Below are 17,240 nucleotides of genomic sequence, written 5' to 3'. Positions count from 1 at the left end.
TGGACGCGCCCTAGACGCGGGCGGGGACCTTCGGTTCCTCGTCGAGCTTCTCGCGCAGCTTCTCGCCCTCGATGTCGATGTTGGGCAGGACGCGGCCCAGCCAGCGGGGCAGCCACCAGGCGCGCCTGTCCAGCAGCGACATCACGGCCGGGACGATCGTCATCCGTACCACGAAGGCGTCGATCGCGACACCCACGGCGAGCGCGAACCCGATCGACTTGATGATCGCGTCGTCCATCAGGACGAACCCGCCGAACACCGCGATCATGATCAGCGCGGCGGCGGTGACCACCCGGGCGCCGTGCCCCATGCCGGAGATCGTCGCCTGCCGGGCGGTGTCGCCGTGGGTGAAGTCCTCCCGCATCCGGGAGACGAGGAAGACCTCGTAGTCCATGGCCAGGCCGAACAGGATGCCGATCAGCAGGATCGGCAGGAAGCTGATCAGCGGCCCGGGGTTGTCCACGCCGAGCAGCCCGGCCAGGTGCCCCTCCTGGAAGACCAGGACGGTGATCCCGAACGTGGCGCCGACCGTGAGCAGGAACCCGAGCGCGGCCTTGACCGGCACCAGGATCGACCGGAAGACCAGCATCAGCAGCAGCACCGACAGCCCGACGACCAGCAGCAGGTACACCGGGAGCGCGTCGGCGAGCTTCTCGGACACGTCCACGCCGAGCGCGGTCTGCCCGGTCAGCTCGACGCCGCCGATGTCCGCGGTCCGGTCCCGGATGTCGTGGATCAGCCGTTCGGTGGCCGGGTCGGACGGCCCGCTCTCGGGGACGACGCTCAGCAGCGCGGCCGTGCCGGACGGGCTGACCTGCGGCGGCGTGACCGCCACGACCCCGTCGATGCCCTTGATCTCGGTGGCGGCCCGCTGCGCGGCCTGCCCGGTGGCCTCCTTGGAGTCGCCGGTGACGACGGCGGCGAGCCGGCCGTTGAAGCCGGGCCCGAAGCCCTCGCTGATCAGGTCGTACGCCTCGCGGCCTGGCGAGCCCTCGGCGGACGAGCCCGCGTCGGGCAGGGCGAGGTGCATCTGGGTGACCGGGTAGGCCAGCCCGCCCAGCGCCAGCACGCCGGCCAGGATGAACGGCACCCGGTGCCGGGTCACGACGTACGCCCAGCGGAAGCCGAACGGCGTCTTCTTCCGCTTCGCCCCGCTCTCGTGCCTGCCTTCGCCCTTGCGGCCCTTGCGGCCGGGGGTCAGCCGGGTCCCGGCGAAGCCGAGCAGCGCGGGCTGGAGCGTGATCGCGACCAGCACCGCGACGGCGACCGTCGCGGACGCGGCCAGGCCCATCACGCTCAGGAACGGGATCCCGACGACCGACAGGCCGGCCAGCGCGATCACCACGGTGGCGCCGGCGAAGACCACGGCCGAGCCCGCGGTGCCCACGGCCCGCCCGGCGGCCTCGCGCGGTTCGAGCCCCTCGGCGAGGTTCTGCCGGTAGCGGGACGTCAGGAACAGCGAGTAGTCGATGCCGACCGCCAGGCCCAGCATCAGCGCCAGGATCGGCGCGGTGCTGTTCATGTCGACCACGCCGGTCAGCGCGTACAGCCCGGCCATCCCGACGCCGACGCCGACCAGCGCGTTCAGCAGCGTCATCCCGGCGGCGACCAGGGAGCCGAAGGTGACGATCAGCACCACCGCGGCCACCGCGATGCCGATCGCCTCGGAGGTGCCGCCGACGTGCGGTTCGGCCTGCGCGACCTCGCCGCCGTGCTCCACCTGGAGCCCGGCGGCCTCGGCGGTCCTGCCGGAGTCCTCGTACGCGGTCCGCTGGGCGTCGGTGAGGTCGGCGGCGGCCTTCTCGAACTGCACCTGGATCAGGGCGTGCCGACCGTCCTGGGAGACCGCGCCCGCCTGGAACGGGTCGACGGCGCCGACCACGCCCGGCAGCGCGGACGCCTCCTTGGTGAGCCCCTGGACCGCCGCCTTGTTGTCGGGCGCGGCGAGCGTCTCGCCCTTGGGGACGGCGACGACGATCGTCCCGGTCGCTCCGGACGCCTGCGGGAACTGCTTGCCCAGCGCGTCCATGGCGCGCTGGGCCTCGGTGCCGGGGATGCTGAAGTCGCTGGACATCGAGCCCTTGAACGCCGCGGCCGCCCCGCCCAGGGCCGCCAGCAGGACGATCCACAGGACGAGCACCAGCCGCCGGTGGCGGAACGAGGCGCGGCCTAGCCGGTAGAGCAGTGTGGCCATGGGGATGAAGATCCTTCAGTGGTCGAGGGTCCGCAGCGCGCCGCGGACGAGGGCGGCGCGCAGCTCTTCGTCGGTGAGGTCGGCCGTCTCACCGGCCCGGGCCCCGGCGACGGCCACGCCGCCGAGCACCATCGCCGCGGCGATCCGCGCGGCCGGATCGGCCGACCGGCCACCCGCGAGCGCGTCGACCAGCCGGTCCACCATCTGGTGGACGTCGCCGAGGGCCGGGTGCCGGAACATCTGCTCCAGGTCGTCGAGCAGGATCTTGACCTCGCGGCGGAACCGCAGGACGAGATCGACGTACCCTTCGACGGCGATCCGGACGGCCTCCTCGCCGTCCAGTCCGGCCAGCCGCGCGTCCAGCTCGGCCAGTTCGGCCGTCACCGGACCCAGCAGCTCGGTGAGGATCGCGTCCTTGCCGCTGAAGTGGTACAGGAGCGAGGCCTTGGAGCACCCCACCCCGTTCGCGATGTCCTGGAGCGAGGTGCCCTTGAACCCCGTCACGACGAAGAGCCCCGCCGCGACGTCCAGGATCTGCCCCCGCCTGTCACGCGCCATGCCGTCCACGCTAACTGACCGAACGGTCAAAGCTGGCCGATCGGTCAGACTCCCCCCTATGGCCTTTCACACACCCTCACGAGGGAGCGGAGGGGCTCCGCCGTTCGTTGAGGCGCCGCTCGGCCTCCTCCCAGGTGATCGGCAGGTCGCCGGGCGGGACCGTCCAGAAGACGAAGACGGAGTCGCGCATCACCTTCCGCCGGCGCTCCATCGCGGGCTTGTGCGGTCCGGTGCCGGCGTAGGCGTAGAGGGCCTTCCGGTCGGTCCAGGCGGACAGCGTCCAGAACGTGCGGCGCAGCGGCCGCGCCTTCAAGCTGACACCGAGCGCGCCGGGAGCGCGGCGGGCCTGGAGGAGCAGGCGCATCGAGTCGACCATGAAGCCGGGGACGTGGCGCAGCGACCGCACTTCGAAGCGGGACGCCATGACCACCGGCTCGGTGCCGGGGTCGGGGGTTCCGAGCTGGGCCCAGGGCAGGGTCGGCATGGCGGGTCCTTCCGCAGAGGATCTCAAGGAACTTGACAGTGACTACTTTCCACTGACAAGTCTGCCTCCGCCGCAGCGAACTTGTCAATGGTAAGATTCGGCCGGAGGTGAGGGAGATCAACGGCTACCATCACGGCAACCTGCGGCGGGCGATCATCGACGCGGCGGTGGAGGCGATCGCGGACTCCGGGGCGGCCACCTGGAGCCTGCGCGAGCTGGCGCGGCGCGCGGGGGTGTCGCACGCCGCGCCGGCGCACCACTTCGGCGACAAGGCCGGGCTGCTCACGGCCGTCGCGGCCGAGGGCTACGCGCTGTTCGCCGACGCGCTGGCGGCGGCCGGGGACGACTTCCTGGAGGTCGGCACGGCGTACGTGCGGTTCGCCACCGAGCACCGGGGCTACTTCGAGGTGATGTTCCGGCCCGCGCTGTACCGCGCCGACGACCCGGAGGTCGCGGCCGGGCGAGCGGCGGCGAGCGCCATCCTCGCGCGCGGCGCGCGGACGGTCGTCGGCGACCCCGGGCGGGCCCCGATGATGGAGATCGCCGCCTGGTCGATCGTGCACGGCTTCGCCGAGCTGTGGCTCAGCGGCGCGCTGCGCGACGACGACGTGGGGACGTCACCCGTACCGGCGGCCCGGGAGATGCTCCGGGTGATGTACGAGCGCTAGCCGCCGGCCGGGGACGTCCCCGCCATCGTTCGGTCGTCGCTCACTCGTCGTTCACTCGTATTCCGTGCCGCCCTTCCGGGTGAGGTAGGCGGGGGACACGAACTTCGCGATGGCGCGGCCGCCGAGGATGTCGCTGTGGCGGCCGCTGGCGGGACGCACGACCAGGCCCTCGCGCAGGTGCGCCCCGGTGCCCGAGACGGTCTCGCGGCCCGCGGCCAGCTCCATCAGCGCCGCCTCGTCGTACGGGCCCTCGTACAGGACGGGCACGGCGGGTAGCCCGACCTCGGCGAGCGCCGCGGTGAGCTCGGCCGGGTCCAGCCAGCGCCGCGGCTCCACGCCGGCGGCGACGGCGATGTCGAAGACGGCGTAGCCGACGCGCCGGCCCGTGGCGTCGGCCCCGTACGCGAGGTCCTGCACGCCCTTGCCGAAGACCTCGCCGAACACCCCGACCCTGGACGCGCCGAACATCTCGGCGATCCGGCGGGCCGCGGCGGCGACCTCGTACGCCTCGATCGCCCGCCAGTAGAGGTTCTTCGGGTTGTGCGCGAGCGCGAGGTTCTTGGAGCCGAAGCCCTTGGACGACACGTAGCCCTCATCGCCGACCAGCGAGAACAGGCAGGCCGACCCGTGGATCTTCTCCGTGGCGACGACCGGCTCGCCGGGCTCGAAGATGCCCGGGTAGCGCTTGATGTCCTCGATGTCGATCCAGCGCAGGAGTTCCGGGGCGGAGACGACGTCGCCCGCCATGTGCACCGGGACCGGCGGGATCCACTTGGTCACGCCCAGCTCGGCGGCGAAGTCCCGGTCCGCGGCGGCGGACAGGTCCACGTCCCGGACGGCCTCGGGAACGCACACGATGCCCTGCGACAGCTCGCCGCGCAGCCGCACGGCCTTCACCCGGTTCCGCAGGGCGCCCGCCAGCCGGCCGGTGAGGCCCAGCTCGGCGATCAGGTCGTCCGGGAGGAGCGCGCCCTCGGGGATGTAGAGCGCCCAGTCGCCGGTGCGGTACCGGCCCTTCGCCACGACCGCCCGGTAGAGACCGACCTGCGCCAGTTCGAGGGCGTCGGCGTTCTCGTGCGGGTGGATCGTGAGCCGCTCCGCGGTGACTCGAAAAGTGGACATGCGGAGAGGGTGGCAACGGCCATATGTGGCGAGCAACCGGTTATCGGTCTTGCCGGGCGCTTTCCCCGGTGTTAGAGCGAAGGGGTGAGCCGTTTCCGGGTGGGTGCCGCGCTCGCCGCGCTGGCCGTCGCGCTGGCCGTCGCGGTGCCGGTCGTGCTGTGGTGGCCGGACCGGGGCGGGGACGCGTTCACCGCGGACGAGCGGCGCAGCCTGGCCACCCTGCGCGTGCTGGATCCGGCGCATCCGCTGCTGGAGATGACCCTGTACGCGCCGTACGATCCGCTGCGCCCGGCCGCCGCCCCGCCGCGTACGGACCGGCCGCTGGCCTGCTCGCTGTTCGTCGCGGCGAACGGCCCGCGCGGGCCGCTGTTCGGGCGCAACTTCGACTGGACCGCCAATCCCGCGATGGTCCTCCGGACGCGCGACTCGATCTCCCTGGTCGACATCTCGTACCTGGGGATCACCGGCGCGGACACCGCGCGGATCACCACCGATCCGGCGCTGCGCCGCAAGCTGCTGCGCGCCGCCGTGCTGCCCTTCGACGGCATGAACCGGCACGGGCTGGCCGTGGGCATGGCGCAGGTGCCGAGCGCACGGCCGCCCCGCACCTCCGGCCGGCCGGTGGTCGGCAGCGTCCGGATCCAGCGGCTCGCCCTGGACCGGGCTCGTACGGTCGACGAGGCGATCGCCGTGTTCGGCCGCCACGACGTCGCGTTCGACCCGGGCGAGCCCGCGCTGCACTACCTGATCGCGGACGCGGCCGGGCGGTCGGCGGCCGTCGAGTACGTGGACGGCCGGCTCCGCGTGGTCAGGGGCGCGGGCGCCTGGCACGCCATGACGAACTTCACGCTGACCGGCGCCGGCGAGGACACCAGGCGTTCCGACGACCGCTACTCGGCCATCGCCGCGCGGATGCGGGCCACCGGCGGCGTGCTCGTCCCGGACGGCGCGATGGACCTGCTCGCGAAGGTCGCCCAGCCGCACACGCGCTGGTCGGCGGTGTACGAGCTGCGGCACCGTACCGTCCACGTCGTGCTGGACCGCGACTACGGCGAGCGCCGCACCTTCCGCCTGTCCTGAGACCGGCGGAAGGCGCGGCGCGGGGGTCAGCCGTCGAGCTTGGCGAGCAGCACGCGCGCCTGCTCGGCGAAGCCCTCGTGGCCGGAGGCCAGCGCGTCGCGCAGGTGCCCGCGGGCCCGGTCCACCTCGCCCGCGCCGTACCGCAGCTCGCCCAGCCGGTACGCGGACTCGCCCAGCAGCTCGGCGTCGCCGGTGCCGATATCCAGGCACCGCTCGTAGAAGCGCACCGCGCCGTCGCGGTCGTCCAGCCAGTACGCCAGCTCGCCCAGGTGCGCGGCGGCCATGGCGCGCTGCTGCCCGTCCTCGGTGTCGATCACCGCCTGGTACCAGCGCAGCGCCTCCGGCCAGTCGCGCTCGCGCTTGGCCAGCGAGCCGAGGTACATCCTGGCCAGCTCGACGGCGACCGGGTTCTCCTCTCCGGGCGCGTCGATCGCGGCCAGGTACAGCTCGCGGGCACGGGCGGGGTCATCGTCGTGGTAGCTCCGGCCGAGCGTGACCCTGGCCAGCCGGCCGAACCGCGACTCGGCGCCGCTCAGCGGGGCCAGCACCTCCCGCGCCCCGGCGTGCTCGCCCGCGTTCACCAGCGCGTCCCCGAGTGCCCAGACCGCTCCCGGCTCGCCGGATCCGGCGGCGGTGCGCAGCACGCGCAGCCCGACTCGCGGGTCGCCGCGGTCGGCCTGCATCATGCCGAACATGCTCGCGAGCCGCGGCTCGTCGACGCCGAGCCCGGCGGCCGCCTCGTTCAGCCGGTGGGTGGCCGCCGCCAGCTCCGCGTCGTCGCCGTACCGGCCGAGCAGCTGGACGAGCGTGCTCAGCGCGCGCAGCCGCGCCTTGCCGTCGGGGTGGCCGGCCAGCCGCTCGCAGATCTCCCGCGCCTTCGCGGGCTGGTCCGCCTCGGCGAAGAGCGCCGCCAGCTCCAGCTCCCGCTCCGGGTCCGGCTCGCCGGGCGCGAACCGCACGGTGCCCTCGACGTACAGCATGGCCGCCGCGCGGTCGCCGTCCTCGGTCAGCTCGGTGGCGCGCCGGTGCGCGACGCGCAGCGGGAGCTCGGGGTCGCCGGCGCGGGCCGCCAGCGTCAGCGCCCGCACGGCCACCTCGTGCCGCCCCTCGGCGTACGCGTTGTTCGCGACGACCACGAGGTTCCCGGCGGCCGACTCGACGAGTTCGGCGAGCGCGTCGTCCTCGCCGTCCCCGTCGCCGTCCGAGCCCATCGCCGCCACCTGGCCGAGCGCCTCGGCCGCCGCCGCGAGGTCGCCGTCCTCGAACGCCCACTGGCCCAGCAGGGTGCCCGCCCTGGCGCGGACGTCCGGCTCGCCGGCCGCCGCGGCGAGGTCCAGCTCGGCGCGGGCGTCGGCGTTCTCCTCCCGGTCGCGCAGCGTGCGGGCCAGGTCGAGGCGGATCCGCGCGGCGAGCTCCGGGCCCGCGGCGCCGATGCCCTGCCGGTACAGCCGCCGCGCCCCGTCGGTGTCGCCGCGCATGTGCCGCGAGTCGCCCCACATCCAGTAGCCGGCCGCCACGGTCTGCGGATCGCCGCTGGTCACCGCGCGCTGCGCGTGCTCGGCGACGCCGTCGTGGTCCGCCGCCTCCAGCAGCGCGACCAGCAGGCTGCGCAGCGGGACCAGCGCGGCGGGGTCGTCGATCTCGCTGCCCTTCCGGTACGCCTCGATCGCGGCGGCCGGGTCGTCCAGCTCGCCGTACAGGTCGCCGATGTCGTCGTACGCCGTGGCGGCCTCGGCCGGGTCGCCGTGCTCGGCGACCGCGCGCAGGATCCCGATCGCCTGCTCGGAGTCGTACGAGGCGGTCATCCGCGCGGTACGGATGATCCGCCGCCCGGTCTCGGCCGCGTCGTGCGTGCCGGCGTGGTCGCGCATCAGCTGGAGCAGCGGCTCGGCCAGCGAGCCCTCCTCGCCCTCGTGCTCGTCCAGGATCGCCTGGAGCTCCGGCGACAGCCCCTGCGGTGCCGCGCCGTCCAGGGCCTCCCGGATGACGTGGTCGTGCTCGGGGTCGACGCCGACCAGGGTCGCCAGGAACGCGTCGGCGGCGTCCCCGTCGGTGTCGCCGACCATGAAGGCGACCCGGCGTGCCGCGTCCACCGGGCCGTCGCCGACGCCCGCCCGCGCGGCGAGGACCATGCCCCGGACCGCGGTCGCGCGGTCGCCCGCCTTGCCCGCCTCGATCGCGATCGCCATCACGTTGTTCCTCGCGGTGTCGACGATGTCCGACAGCCGCGTGCCCTCCGCCGCCTCCAGCACCGCGACCCGGCCGAACGCCTCCAGCGCCGCGGGCTTGTCGCCGCCCTGGTACGCAATGTTGCCGAGGTAGGACTCGGCCTTGGCGGCCTGCTCCTCGTCGCCGGACTCGTCCCGGACGCGCCGCGCCTCGGCCGCGGCCGCCTCGTCCTCGCCCAGCTCGTGCAGCGCCAGCGACAGGTCGAGGCGGATCCGCATGGCGGTGCCGCCCGTCCCGGCGGCCTCCAGGCCCTGCCGGTACGCCCGTACCGCGCCCTCCGGGTCCTCGCGTTCCATCCGCACCCGGCCCAGGACGCGGTGCCCGTGGGCCACGGTCTCGGGGTCGCCGGTCGCCAGGGCGCGCCCGGCGGCCTCCACGGCGGCGTCGAGGTCGTCCCCCCTGTAGAGCGCCCAGCACAGGCTGCGCAGCGCCGGGTACGCGGCGGGGTGGTCGATCGCGGCGCCGTTCCGGTACGCCTCGACGGCGGCGGCCGGGTCGTCGGTGAGGTCGCCCAGGTCGTCCCAGGCGACGGCTGCCTGCTCCGGCGGGGCCAGCTCGGTGACGGACGGCAGCAGCGCGCGGGCGCCGTCCCGGTCGCCGGAACGGCGGGCACGGGACACGGCGATCACCGTCGCGGCCGCGGCCCCGGCGTGCGCGGTGCCCTTCAGGGCTTCGAGCGCGGGCCGTACGGCCGCCGGGTCGTCACCGCGCAGCGCCTCGTACAGGCCCTCCAGCTCGGGGCGGGGCTCGGGCAGGATCGCTCGCGCGTCCTCCAGCTCGCGGATCAGGTCGGCGTCCGGCCCGTCCGGGCCCGCGTCGAGGCCGAGCGCGGTGCCGTAGTAGGCGTGGGCCGCCGGAATGTCGCCCGCGGCGGTGGCGCGCAGCGCGGCCTCCCAGGCCAGGAAGACGACGTCCGAGTAGAGCCCCGCCTCGGCGCCCTTCGCGAACCCGTGCATCGCGGCCTCGTGCTCGCCGGCCTCGGCCGCCCGGACCGCCAGCGCCACCGCGTTGTTCGCGGAGATCTCGGCGTCGTCGCCCGTACCGGTGGTGGCCACCCGGCCGAACGCCGCGATCGCGCCCGCGAGGTCGCCGTCCGCCTCCAGCTCGAAGGCGCGCTCGAAGTCGGGCTCGAGGTCCTGCTCGAGGTCGCGCTCGAGGTCGCCGCCTTCCGTGCTCTCCGTCGCCGCGGCCGGCGGCTCGACCGCCTTCACGACCGGCAGCCCGCCCAGGGTGCCGTCCGGCGTCCCGGCCGGCGCTGCCGTTTGGGGCGCCTGGCCGCCGGGGGGCGGGACGGCCGCGGCGCCCTCGCGGTAGACGCGGGCGGCGGCCGGGTCGCCGTTCTCCTCGGCGGCGGCCGCGTACTCCTGGGCCAGCCTGGCAGCGTCGCCGGGCGCGCCGCCGACGGCGGCCAAGTGGAGGGCGCGGACGGCCAGGGCCGGGTCGCCCGCGGCGGCGGCGTCCTCCGCCACGGCGCCCAGGTTGTTGAGCGCCTGCTGGTGGTGGTCGTCCTCGGTCTCGCTCGGGTCCGGGTTCGCCTGCCCGGCGGCCGCCGCGGTGCCGAACGCCTCGGCGGCGCGGGCGAGGTCGCCGCCGTTCGCCAGCCAGGTGCCCAGCTGGAGGCCCGCCAGCATCACCATGCCGATGTCCTCGGAGACCAGCACGGCCTCCATCTCGCGGTACGCGGCCTCGGTCTCGCCCAGCCGCTCCAGCGTGGCGCCGTAGAGCGCCCGGATCCGTGGCTCGGACTCCGGGTGGGCGTGCTCCAGGGCCAGCCGGTAGTGGTCCCTGGCCGCCGCGAGGTCGTCGCGGCGCGCGCAGAGGTCGGCGAGCGCCCAGGCGCCGACGCCGACCGTCTCGGAGTCGCCGCTCGCGACGGCCCGCCGCGCGGCTGGCTCCAGCGCGGGGTGGTCCCGCTCGCCGGAGTACGACTCCAGCAGCACGACCAGATCGCGCAGGCAGTCGAGCGCGGCCGGATGCTCGGCGGCGGCGCCGCGCTCCAGCACCTCGATCGCCGTCTCCAGGTCGCCGGCCTGCCCGTAGTGGAAGCCGAAGGTCCCGCACATCCAGGTCACGGGCTCGGGCGGCGCGGACTCCAGCGCCAGCTCGTACAGGTCGCGGGCGCCGTTCCGGTCGTCGCCGTCCACGCGGAGCCGTTCCACGGCCGCCTCGGCGAGCAGCTCGCCCGCACGCCCCGAGCCCGCCCCGGCCCGGACCAGCGTCCGGACCGCCGCGAGGTCGTCCTCGAACAGCGCTACGTGCAGCTCGGCGAGCAGGGGCTCGCCGTAGTCCTCGGTGAGCAGTTCCAGCGCGCCCGCCCGGTCGCCGTCGTGGAGCCTGATCACGGCGCGGTCGGCCGGGCCCGCGGTGCCCAGCCGCTCGCGCACCCTGAGCTCCATCAGGCCGGGGCCCTGGGCGGCCCGCTCGTACGCCTCGCGCGCGCCGTCCTCGTCACCGGCCGCGGCCAGGTGGTCGCCGAGATCGAACATGGCCTGGGCGAGCAGCTCGCCCGCGGCCTCGGCCGCCCCGGCATCCTCGTGGGTCTCCTGCCGGCGCTCGAACAGCGCGGCGGCCCGCCGGGCCAGCCGGGCGGCCTCGGCCGTATCGCCCTGGGCGGCGCGGATCCGGCCCAGCAGGGCGCACGCGCGCCCCACGCTCTCGGCGTCGTCGCCCTCTTCGGCGCCGTTGGCGATGGCCGTGCCGAACAGCTCGGCGGCGAGGTCGAGCCGTCCCTTGTCGTACAGGTCCCAGCCGATCAGCACGTCCGCGTGCACTCCGTCGCCGGACACCGATTCCACGGCCCGCGCCCGCAGCTCGCGCGCCTCGGCGACGCGGCCGGCGTCGACGAGCGCGCCGACCGCGGCGCCCAGCAGCTCCGCGTGCTCGCCGGTGCCGGGCTCGGCGGCGGCCAGCGCCCGCCGGCGCTCGTCGGCCGCGGCGCCGGCCGCCGCGATGGCGTCGATCCCCTCGGCCGCCGCCGGGGCCAGGCCGGGGTGGCGGGCGGCGGTCTCGTACGCGGACCGCGCCTCGTCCGGGTCGCGGTGCGCCAGCGCCGCGCCGGCCGCGAGCGCGATCCATGGGGCCAGGGCGGGCTCGCCCCCGGCCCGCGCCCGGCGCAGCAGCGCGATGATCTCGGCGGCCTCGGCGGCGGGCCGGACGAGCCACGACAGCAGCGCCGCGTACGACAGCGCCCGCGGGTCGCCGGCCGCCGCGGCCTCGCCGAGCAGCGCGGCGGTCCGCGAGTGCGGCTCGCCGCGCAGCAGGTGCGCGTGCGCCAGCATGACCTTGGCGAGCGCGGACACCGCCGGGTCGGGATGGCGGGCGGCCTCCTCGTACCGGGCGACGCCGGTCTCCGCGCCCAGCCGCAGGTGGTCGATCAGGCAGCCGAGCACCGGATGGTACGGCTCGCCCTCGGCCATCAGGTGCCGCTGCAGGGCGGCGACGAAGCCGTCGGCGAGGTCGGGGCCGGCCGCGACGTACTCCAGCAGCTCGTCCGCCTGCTCCGGGTCGCCCTCGGCCAGCTCCAGCGTGGCCAGCATGGCGGCGGCGCGGTTGGCCGCCCCGCCGCCCGCCTCGTCGACCACCCGGCGGAGCAGCCTGCGGGCCCCGCCGGTGTCGCCCTCGCGGAGGCGTTCCATGGCGGCGGCCGCCCGCTGCTCCCCTTCGTCCTGCCGCTGCCGCGCCGCGTTCGCCGATTCGAGCCGTCCGGCCCACGAAGACATGCCTGAAACCCCTAGAGAACGGAAGTCGTGTGCAGGTGATCATTCACCACCCGCCCGACAGAACGCATGGATTCCAGGTTTTCCGCAGGTAAGCGGCTCTCCTCGGCTCCTTCGGCCCCTTCGGCTACTTCTCGGCGGCGAGCTCCAGCGCGATGTCGATGAGCTGGTCCTCCTGGCCGCCGATGAGGTTGCGCTCGCCGGCGCGCACCAGGATCTCGGCGCCGGAGACGCCGTAGCGCTCGGCGTGCCGGGCGGCGTGCTTGAGGAAGCTGGAGTAGACCCCCGCGTAGCCCATCATGATCTCCATCCGGCCGAGCAGGCACTCGGAGTCCATGACCGGGCGGACCACGTCCTCGGCCGCGTCCACGATCTTGAAGACGTCCACGCCGGTGCGGATGCCGAGCTTCTCGCAGACGGCGACGAACGCCTCGACCGGCGTGTTGCCGGCGCCGGCGCCCAGCCGGCGGACCGAGCCGTCGATCTGGAGCGCGCCCGCGCGGACGGCGGCGACGCTGTTGGCGACGCCGAGGCCGAGGTTCTCGTGGCCGTGGAAGCCGACCTGCGCGTCGTCGCCCAGCTCGGCGACCAGCGCGGAGATGCGGTCGGAGGTGTCCTCCAGGATCAGCGCGCCGGCCGAGTCGACCACGTAGACGCACTGGCAGCCCGCGTCGGCCATGATCCGCGCCTGCTTGGCCAGCACCTCCGGCGGCTGCGAGTGGGACATCATCAGGAAGCCCACGGTCTCCAGCCCCAGCTCGCGCGCCAGGCCGAAGTGCTGGATGGAGACGTCCGCCTCGGTGCAGTGGGTGGCGATGCGGCAGACGGACGCGCCGTTGTCGGCGGCCTCGCGGATGTCGTCCTTGACGCCGACGCCGGGCAGCATCAGGAACGCGATCTTGGCCTGGGTGGCGGTCTTGACCGCGGCCTTGATCAGCTCCTGCTCGTCGGTGTGCGAGAACCCGTAGGTGAACGACGAGCCGCCCAGCCCGTCGCCGTGGGTGACCTCGATGACCGGGACGCCGGCCTCGTCCAGCGCCGCCACGACCGAGGTGACGTGGTCGAGCGTGAACTGGTGGCGCTTGGCGTGCGAGCCGTCCCGCAGCGAGGAGTCGGTGACGCGGATGTCCAGCGTGTCCGAGTAGGGCTTGTCCGTGTACGCCATCTCAGCTCTCCCCCTTCTCGATCTCTTCGGCGAGGACCTCGCCGACGCGGGTGGCGGCGGCGGTCATGATGTCCAGGTTCCCGGAGTACGGCGGCAGGAAGTCGCCCGCGCCCTCGACCTCCAGGAAGATGGCGACCCGGGCCATCCCGCCGTTGACGGCGGAGGCCTCCTCGAACTGCGGCTCGGCGCGCAGCCGGTAGCCCGGCACGTACCCGGCCACGTCGGCGGCCACGTCCTTGATCGACTGAACGATCTTGTCCTGGTCGGCGTCCTCGGGGATCGAGCAGAACACCGTGTCCTTCATGATCACGGGCGGTTCGGCCGGGTTGAGGATGATGATCGCCTTGCCGCGCTTGGCGCCGCCGATGGTCTCGATGCCCTTGGCGGTCGTCCGGGTGAACTCGTCGATGTTGGCGCGGGTGCCGGGGCCGGCGGAGTCCGACGCCACCGAGGCGACGATCTCGGCGTACTCGACCGGGACGACCCGCGACACCGCGTACACCATCGGGATCGTCGCCTGGCCGCCGCAGGTGATCAGGTTGACGTTGTCGGCGTCCAGGTGCTCGCGCAGGTTGGCGGGCGGCACGACGGCGGGGCCGACGGCGGCCGGGGTCAGGTCGATCGCCCGGATGCCGGCCTCCTTGTAGCGCGGCGCGGCGGCGCGGTGCACGTACGCCGAGGTCGCCTCGAACACCAGGTCCGGCTTCTCGGGACGCGACAGCAGCCAGTCGATGCCCTCGTGGCTGGCCTCCAGGCCGAGCCGGGACGCGCGGGCCAGGCCCTCGCTCTCGGGGTCGACGCCCACCATGTAGCGGGGTTCGATGCGCTCGCTGCGCATCAGCTTGTACAGCAGGTCGGTGCCGATGTTGCCCGGCCCGACGATCGCGGCGGTCACCGCCATGGTCACTCCTTAGGGGGCTGGGATCACTTGAAGGTCAGGGAGACCGAGCCGAGCCCGGTGAAGTCGGCGGTGTACGTCTCGCCGGCGGCGACGTCGATCGCACGGGTGCAGGAGCCAGGCAGCACGACGTGCCCCGCCTGGAGCCGGACGCCGAACGAGGCGACCTTGCGGGCCAGCCAGGCGACGGCGATGACGGGGTCGCCCAGCACCGCGTCGGAGCGGCCGGACACGATCGTCTCGCCCGCCCGGTACAGGGTCGCGTCGATCGCCTTGAGGTCCAGCCCCTCGGGCGAGCGCCCCTCGCCGATCACGTAGCCGGCCGAGGAGGCGTTGTCGGCGATGGTGTCGGCCAGCTTGATCCGCCAGTCCGCGATCCGGCTGTCGATCAGCTCCAGGGACGGCACGACGCGCTCGGTGGCGGCCAGCACGTCGGCCTCGGTGCAGTCCTCGCCGGGCAGGTCCGCGCCCAGCACGAAGCCGACCTCGACCTCGACCCGGGGGCGGCAGTACGCGCTCGCGAGCACCGGCTCGTCCTCGCGCAGCTCCATGTCGGCCAGCAGGTGCCCGTAGTCGGGCTCGTCCACGCCCATCATCTGCTGCATCGCCTTGGACGACAGCCCGACCTTGTGCCCCTTGACAGCGCCCCCGGCCGCGAGCCTGCGGCGGATGTTGAGCAGCTGGATCTCGTAGGCGTCGACGACGTCGATGCCCGGGTAGGTCTCGATGAGCGGGTCGATCGGCCGCCGTTCCAGCTCCGCGGCCCACAGGCGGTCGGCGGCTTCGCGGCGCCGTTCCTCGGTCAGCATGACCGCGACGCTACGGACCCCGCGCGCCGGACGCCGCCCCCGATCCCACTGGCCGGGAGCGGGACCGTTACTCTACCAAACAGTTGTTAGAAAGATAGGGTGCCGGAGAGTGCCAGGCCGATGAGGGCCGCATCAGAGAGAGCTGCGTCAGAGAAGGCGGCACAGAATGGATCTTGAGTTCGGGCCGGCCGAGCGGGAGCTGCGGGCCGAGGTTCGGGCATGGCTGCGCGAGCACGTCCCCGCCGAGCCGCTGCCGTCGCTGGAGACCGAAGAGGGCTTCGCGGCGCACCGGGAGTGGGAGCGGGCGCTGGGCGAGGCCCGGCTGTCGGTGGTCTCGTGGCCGGAGCGGTACGGCGGGCGGGGCGCGACCCCGCTGCAGTGGCTGGTGTTCGAGGAGGAGTACTACGCCGCCGAGGCGCCCGGCCGGGTGAGCCAGAACGGCATCAACCTGCTGGCGCCGACGCTGTTCGAGCACGGCACGCCCGAGCAGCTCGAACGCATCCTCCCCCCGATGGCGGCGGGCGAGGTCATCTGGGCGCAGGCGTGGTCGGAGCCGGGCGCGGGCAGCGACCTGGCCGCGCTGCGGGCCACCGCGACGCGCACCGACGGCGGCTGGCTCCTCAACGGGCAGAAGACGTGGAGCTCGCGCGCCGCGTTCGCCGACCGGGGCTTCGGGCTGTTCCGCTCCGACCCCGACTCCGAGCGCCACAAGGGCCTCACGTACCTGATGTTCCCGCTGGACGCGAAGGGCGTCACCGTACGCCCCATCGGCCGGCTGGACGGCAAGCCGGCGTTCGCCGAGCTGTTCCTGGACGACGTGTTCGTCCCCGACGCGGACGTGATCGGCGAGGCCGGGCAGGGCTGGCGGGTCGCGATGGCCACGGCCGGCAACGAGCGCGGCCTCACGCTGCGCAGCCCGGGCCGGTTCACGGCGGCGGCCGAGCGGCTGGCCGCGCTGTGGCGGGAGCGGGCCGAGCCGTCCGACACCGCGCTGCGCGACCGGGTCGCGGACGCCTGGATCCGGTCCCGCGCGTACCGGCTCAAGGGCTTCGAGACGATCTCCCGCACCGACGACATCGGCGCCGAGGCCAGCCTGAACAAGGTGTTCTGGTCGGAGCTGGACGTGGCGCTGCACGAGACCGCGCTCGACCTGCTCGGCGCGGACGGCGAGCTCGACTCGGCCTGGCTGGAGGGCTACGTGTTCTCGCTGGCCGGCCCGATCTACGCCGGCACCAACGAGATCCAGCTGAACGTGATCGCCGAGCGGCTGCTCGGCCTGCCGAGGGGGGCGCGGTGAGGTTCGTCCTGGACGCCGAGCAGAAGATGTTCGGCGAGACCCTGCACAAGCTGCTGGCCGAGGCCGGCACCGCCGAGGCGATCCGCGTCTGGGGCGGCGGCGAGACCGGCCCCGGCCGGGCGCTGTGGGCGTCGGTCGCCGAGGCCGGGGTGTTCGCGCTGGCCGTACCGGAGGAGCACGGCGGCGCCGGGCCGCTCCCCGTCGAGCTGGTCACCGCGATGGAGGTGCTCGGGAGGCACGCCGTCCCCGGGCCGGTCGTGGAGACGCTGGCCGCCGCCGAGCTGCTGGCCAGGTCCGGTGCGGGCGCGGCCGCGGAGTGGCTGCCGAGGATCGCCGAGGGCGAGGCGCTGGTCTCGCTGGCGCTGCCGCCGGCCGTCCCGTACGCGCTGGACGCCGGCGCCGCCGGCCTCGTCCTGGTCGCGGACGGCGCCGTGCGCGCGGGGACGGCCGAGAAGCGCCCGGTCGCCGAGCCGCTGGACCCGGCGCGGCGGCTGTTCCGCGTCACGCCCGGCGAGGCGCTGGCCGAAGGGGACGCGGCGCGCGCGGCCACCGGGGCGGCGTACGACTTCGGCGTCCTGATGTGCGCGGCGCAGCAGGTCGGCCTCGGCCGCGCCCTGCTGGACGTGTCGGTCGAGTACGCCAAGACGCGCAAGCAGTTCGGCCGCCCGATCGGCGAGTTCCAGGCGATCAAGCACCATCTCGCGGGCGCGCTGGTGGAGCTGGAGTTCGCCCGGCCGCTGCTGTTCGGCGCGGCGCTGGCGTACGGGACGCCGGAGTTCGCGCGGGACGTGTCGGCGGCCAAGGTCGCCGCGTCGGACGCCTCGTACAAGGCGGCGAAGGTCGCGCTCCAGGTGCACGGCGCGATCGGCTACACCGACGAGTACGACCCGTCGCTGTGGATCCGCAAGGCCCGCGCCCTGCACTCGGCCTGGGGCTCCCCCGCCGAGCACCGGGCGAGGGTGGCCGCCGCCATCTGACCGGACGGCGAAGCGCCCCTGCGGGCCGCCCAGAGGCGACGCG

Annotated in this window: 12 protein-coding genes; 4 read left to right on the top strand and 8 right to left on the bottom strand. The window is 74.6% G+C overall.

What is annotated here, in order from left to right:
- Window positions 1–10: 10 nt before the first annotated feature.
- The 3 genes from AB0881_RS00505 to AB0881_RS00495 form a co-directional block, all read right to left on the bottom strand.
- Window positions 11–2,194: an MMPL family transporter gene (locus AB0881_RS00505; protein WP_366613046.1), complete on the bottom strand. Its 2,184-nt coding sequence runs from the start codon at window positions 2,192–2,194 to the stop codon at window positions 11–13.
- A 15-nt stretch (window positions 2,195–2,209) separates the two neighbouring features.
- Window positions 2,210–2,752: a TetR/AcrR family transcriptional regulator gene (locus tag AB0881_RS00500; protein WP_366613044.1), complete on the bottom strand. Its 543-nt coding sequence runs from the start codon at window positions 2,750–2,752 to the stop codon at window positions 2,210–2,212.
- A gap of 76 nt (window positions 2,753–2,828) precedes the next feature.
- Entirely contained in the window at window positions 2,829–3,236 is a 408-nt protein-coding gene (locus AB0881_RS00495; protein WP_366613042.1) for a DUF3291 domain-containing protein, read from the bottom strand.
- Between the two features lie 107 nt (window positions 3,237–3,343).
- Here AB0881_RS00495 and AB0881_RS00490 point away from each other — a divergent pair, with 107 nt between their 5' ends.
- The gene (locus AB0881_RS00490) at window positions 3,344–3,904 is read left to right on the top strand and encodes a TetR/AcrR family transcriptional regulator (RefSeq protein WP_366613040.1); all 561 of its coding nucleotides are present in this window, start codon (window positions 3,344–3,346) and stop codon (window positions 3,902–3,904) included.
- 51 nt (window positions 3,905–3,955) lie between these two features.
- Here the strand turns inward: AB0881_RS00490 and AB0881_RS00485 are convergent, their stop codons facing one another.
- Window positions 3,956–5,026: an RNA ligase (ATP) gene (locus AB0881_RS00485; RefSeq protein ID WP_366613038.1), complete on the bottom strand. Its 1,071-nt coding sequence runs from the start codon at window positions 5,024–5,026 to the stop codon at window positions 3,956–3,958.
- A gap of 84 nt (window positions 5,027–5,110) precedes the next feature.
- Here AB0881_RS00485 and AB0881_RS00480 point away from each other — a divergent pair, with 84 nt between their 5' ends.
- Window positions 5,111–6,106: a carcinine hydrolase/isopenicillin-N N-acyltransferase family protein gene (locus tag AB0881_RS00480; RefSeq protein ID WP_366613036.1), complete on the top strand. Its 996-nt coding sequence runs from the start codon at window positions 5,111–5,113 to the stop codon at window positions 6,104–6,106.
- Window positions 6,107–6,132: 26 nt separating this feature from the next.
- On the opposite strand, the gene AB0881_RS00475 is transcribed toward AB0881_RS00480, so the two are convergent.
- From AB0881_RS00475 to AB0881_RS00460, 4 genes are all read right to left on the bottom strand, one after another.
- Window positions 6,133–12,054, bottom strand: a complete 5,922-nt coding sequence (locus AB0881_RS00475; RefSeq protein WP_366613034.1) for a tetratricopeptide repeat protein — start codon at window positions 12,052–12,054, stop codon at window positions 6,133–6,135.
- 124 nt (window positions 12,055–12,178) lie between these two features.
- Window positions 12,179–13,216 carry a 4-hydroxy-2-oxovalerate aldolase gene (dmpG, locus tag AB0881_RS00470; protein ID WP_366613032.1) on the bottom strand — a complete coding sequence of 346 codons (1,038 nt, stop codon included), beginning with the start codon at window positions 13,214–13,216 and terminating at the stop codon, window positions 12,179–12,181.
- A 1-nt stretch (window position 13,217) separates the two neighbouring features.
- Window positions 13,218–14,117 (bottom strand): acetaldehyde dehydrogenase (acetylating), encoded by a 900-nt coding sequence (locus AB0881_RS00465; RefSeq protein ID WP_366613030.1) that lies wholly within the window; start codon window positions 14,115–14,117, stop codon window positions 13,218–13,220.
- A gap of 23 nt (window positions 14,118–14,140) precedes the next feature.
- Window positions 14,141–14,923, bottom strand: a complete 783-nt coding sequence (locus AB0881_RS00460; protein ID WP_366613028.1) for a 2-keto-4-pentenoate hydratase — start codon at window positions 14,921–14,923, stop codon at window positions 14,141–14,143.
- 166 nt (window positions 14,924–15,089) lie between these two features.
- Between AB0881_RS00460 and AB0881_RS00455 the strand changes: the two genes are divergently transcribed.
- Entirely contained in the window at window positions 15,090–16,220 is a 1,131-nt protein-coding gene (locus AB0881_RS00455; protein WP_366613026.1) for an acyl-CoA dehydrogenase family protein, read from the top strand.
- Window positions 16,217–17,197, top strand: coding sequence for an acyl-CoA dehydrogenase family protein (locus AB0881_RS00450; RefSeq protein ID WP_366613024.1), 981 nt, complete (start codon window positions 16,217–16,219; stop codon window positions 17,195–17,197). The genes AB0881_RS00455 and AB0881_RS00450 overlap by 4 nt, the downstream gene beginning before the upstream one ends.
- Window positions 17,198–17,240 lie beyond the last annotated feature (43 nt).

Origin of the sequence: Spirillospora sp. NPDC029432 (assembly GCF_040703975.1) — a bacterium.
Lineage (GTDB): Bacteria > Actinomycetota > Actinomycetes > Streptosporangiales > Streptosporangiaceae > Spirillospora.
This window is presented reverse-complemented; position numbering and strand designations above follow the sequence as displayed.

Bases quoted from the DNA above. Each gene is read 5' to 3' on its own strand.
- AB0881_RS00465 (WP_366613030.1), bottom strand. From the start codon at position 14,117: ATGGCGGTGACCGCCGCGATCGTCGGGCCGGGCAACATCGGCACCGAC.
- AB0881_RS00495 (WP_366613042.1), bottom strand. From the start codon at position 3,236: ATGCCGACCCTGCCCTGGGCCCAGCTCGGAACCCCCGACCCCGGCACC.
- AB0881_RS00500 (WP_366613044.1), bottom strand. From the start codon at position 2,752: ATGGCGCGTGACAGGCGGGGGCAGATCCTGGACGTCGCGGCGGGGCTC.
- AB0881_RS00475 (WP_366613034.1), bottom strand. From the start codon at position 12,054: ATGTCTTCGTGGGCCGGACGGCTCGAATCGGCGAACGCGGCGCGGCAG.
- AB0881_RS00505 (WP_366613046.1), bottom strand. From the start codon at position 2,194: ATGGCCACACTGCTCTACCGGCTAGGCCGCGCCTCGTTCCGCCACCGG.
- AB0881_RS00455 (WP_366613026.1), top strand. From the start codon at position 15,090: ATGGATCTTGAGTTCGGGCCGGCCGAGCGGGAGCTGCGGGCCGAGGTT.
- AB0881_RS00460 (WP_366613028.1), bottom strand. From the start codon at position 14,923: ATGCTGACCGAGGAACGGCGCCGCGAAGCCGCCGACCGCCTGTGGGCC.
- dmpG (WP_366613032.1), bottom strand. From the start codon at position 13,216: ATGGCGTACACGGACAAGCCCTACTCGGACACGCTGGACATCCGCGTC.
- AB0881_RS00485 (WP_366613038.1), bottom strand. From the start codon at position 5,026: ATGTCCACTTTTCGAGTCACCGCGGAGCGGCTCACGATCCACCCGCAC.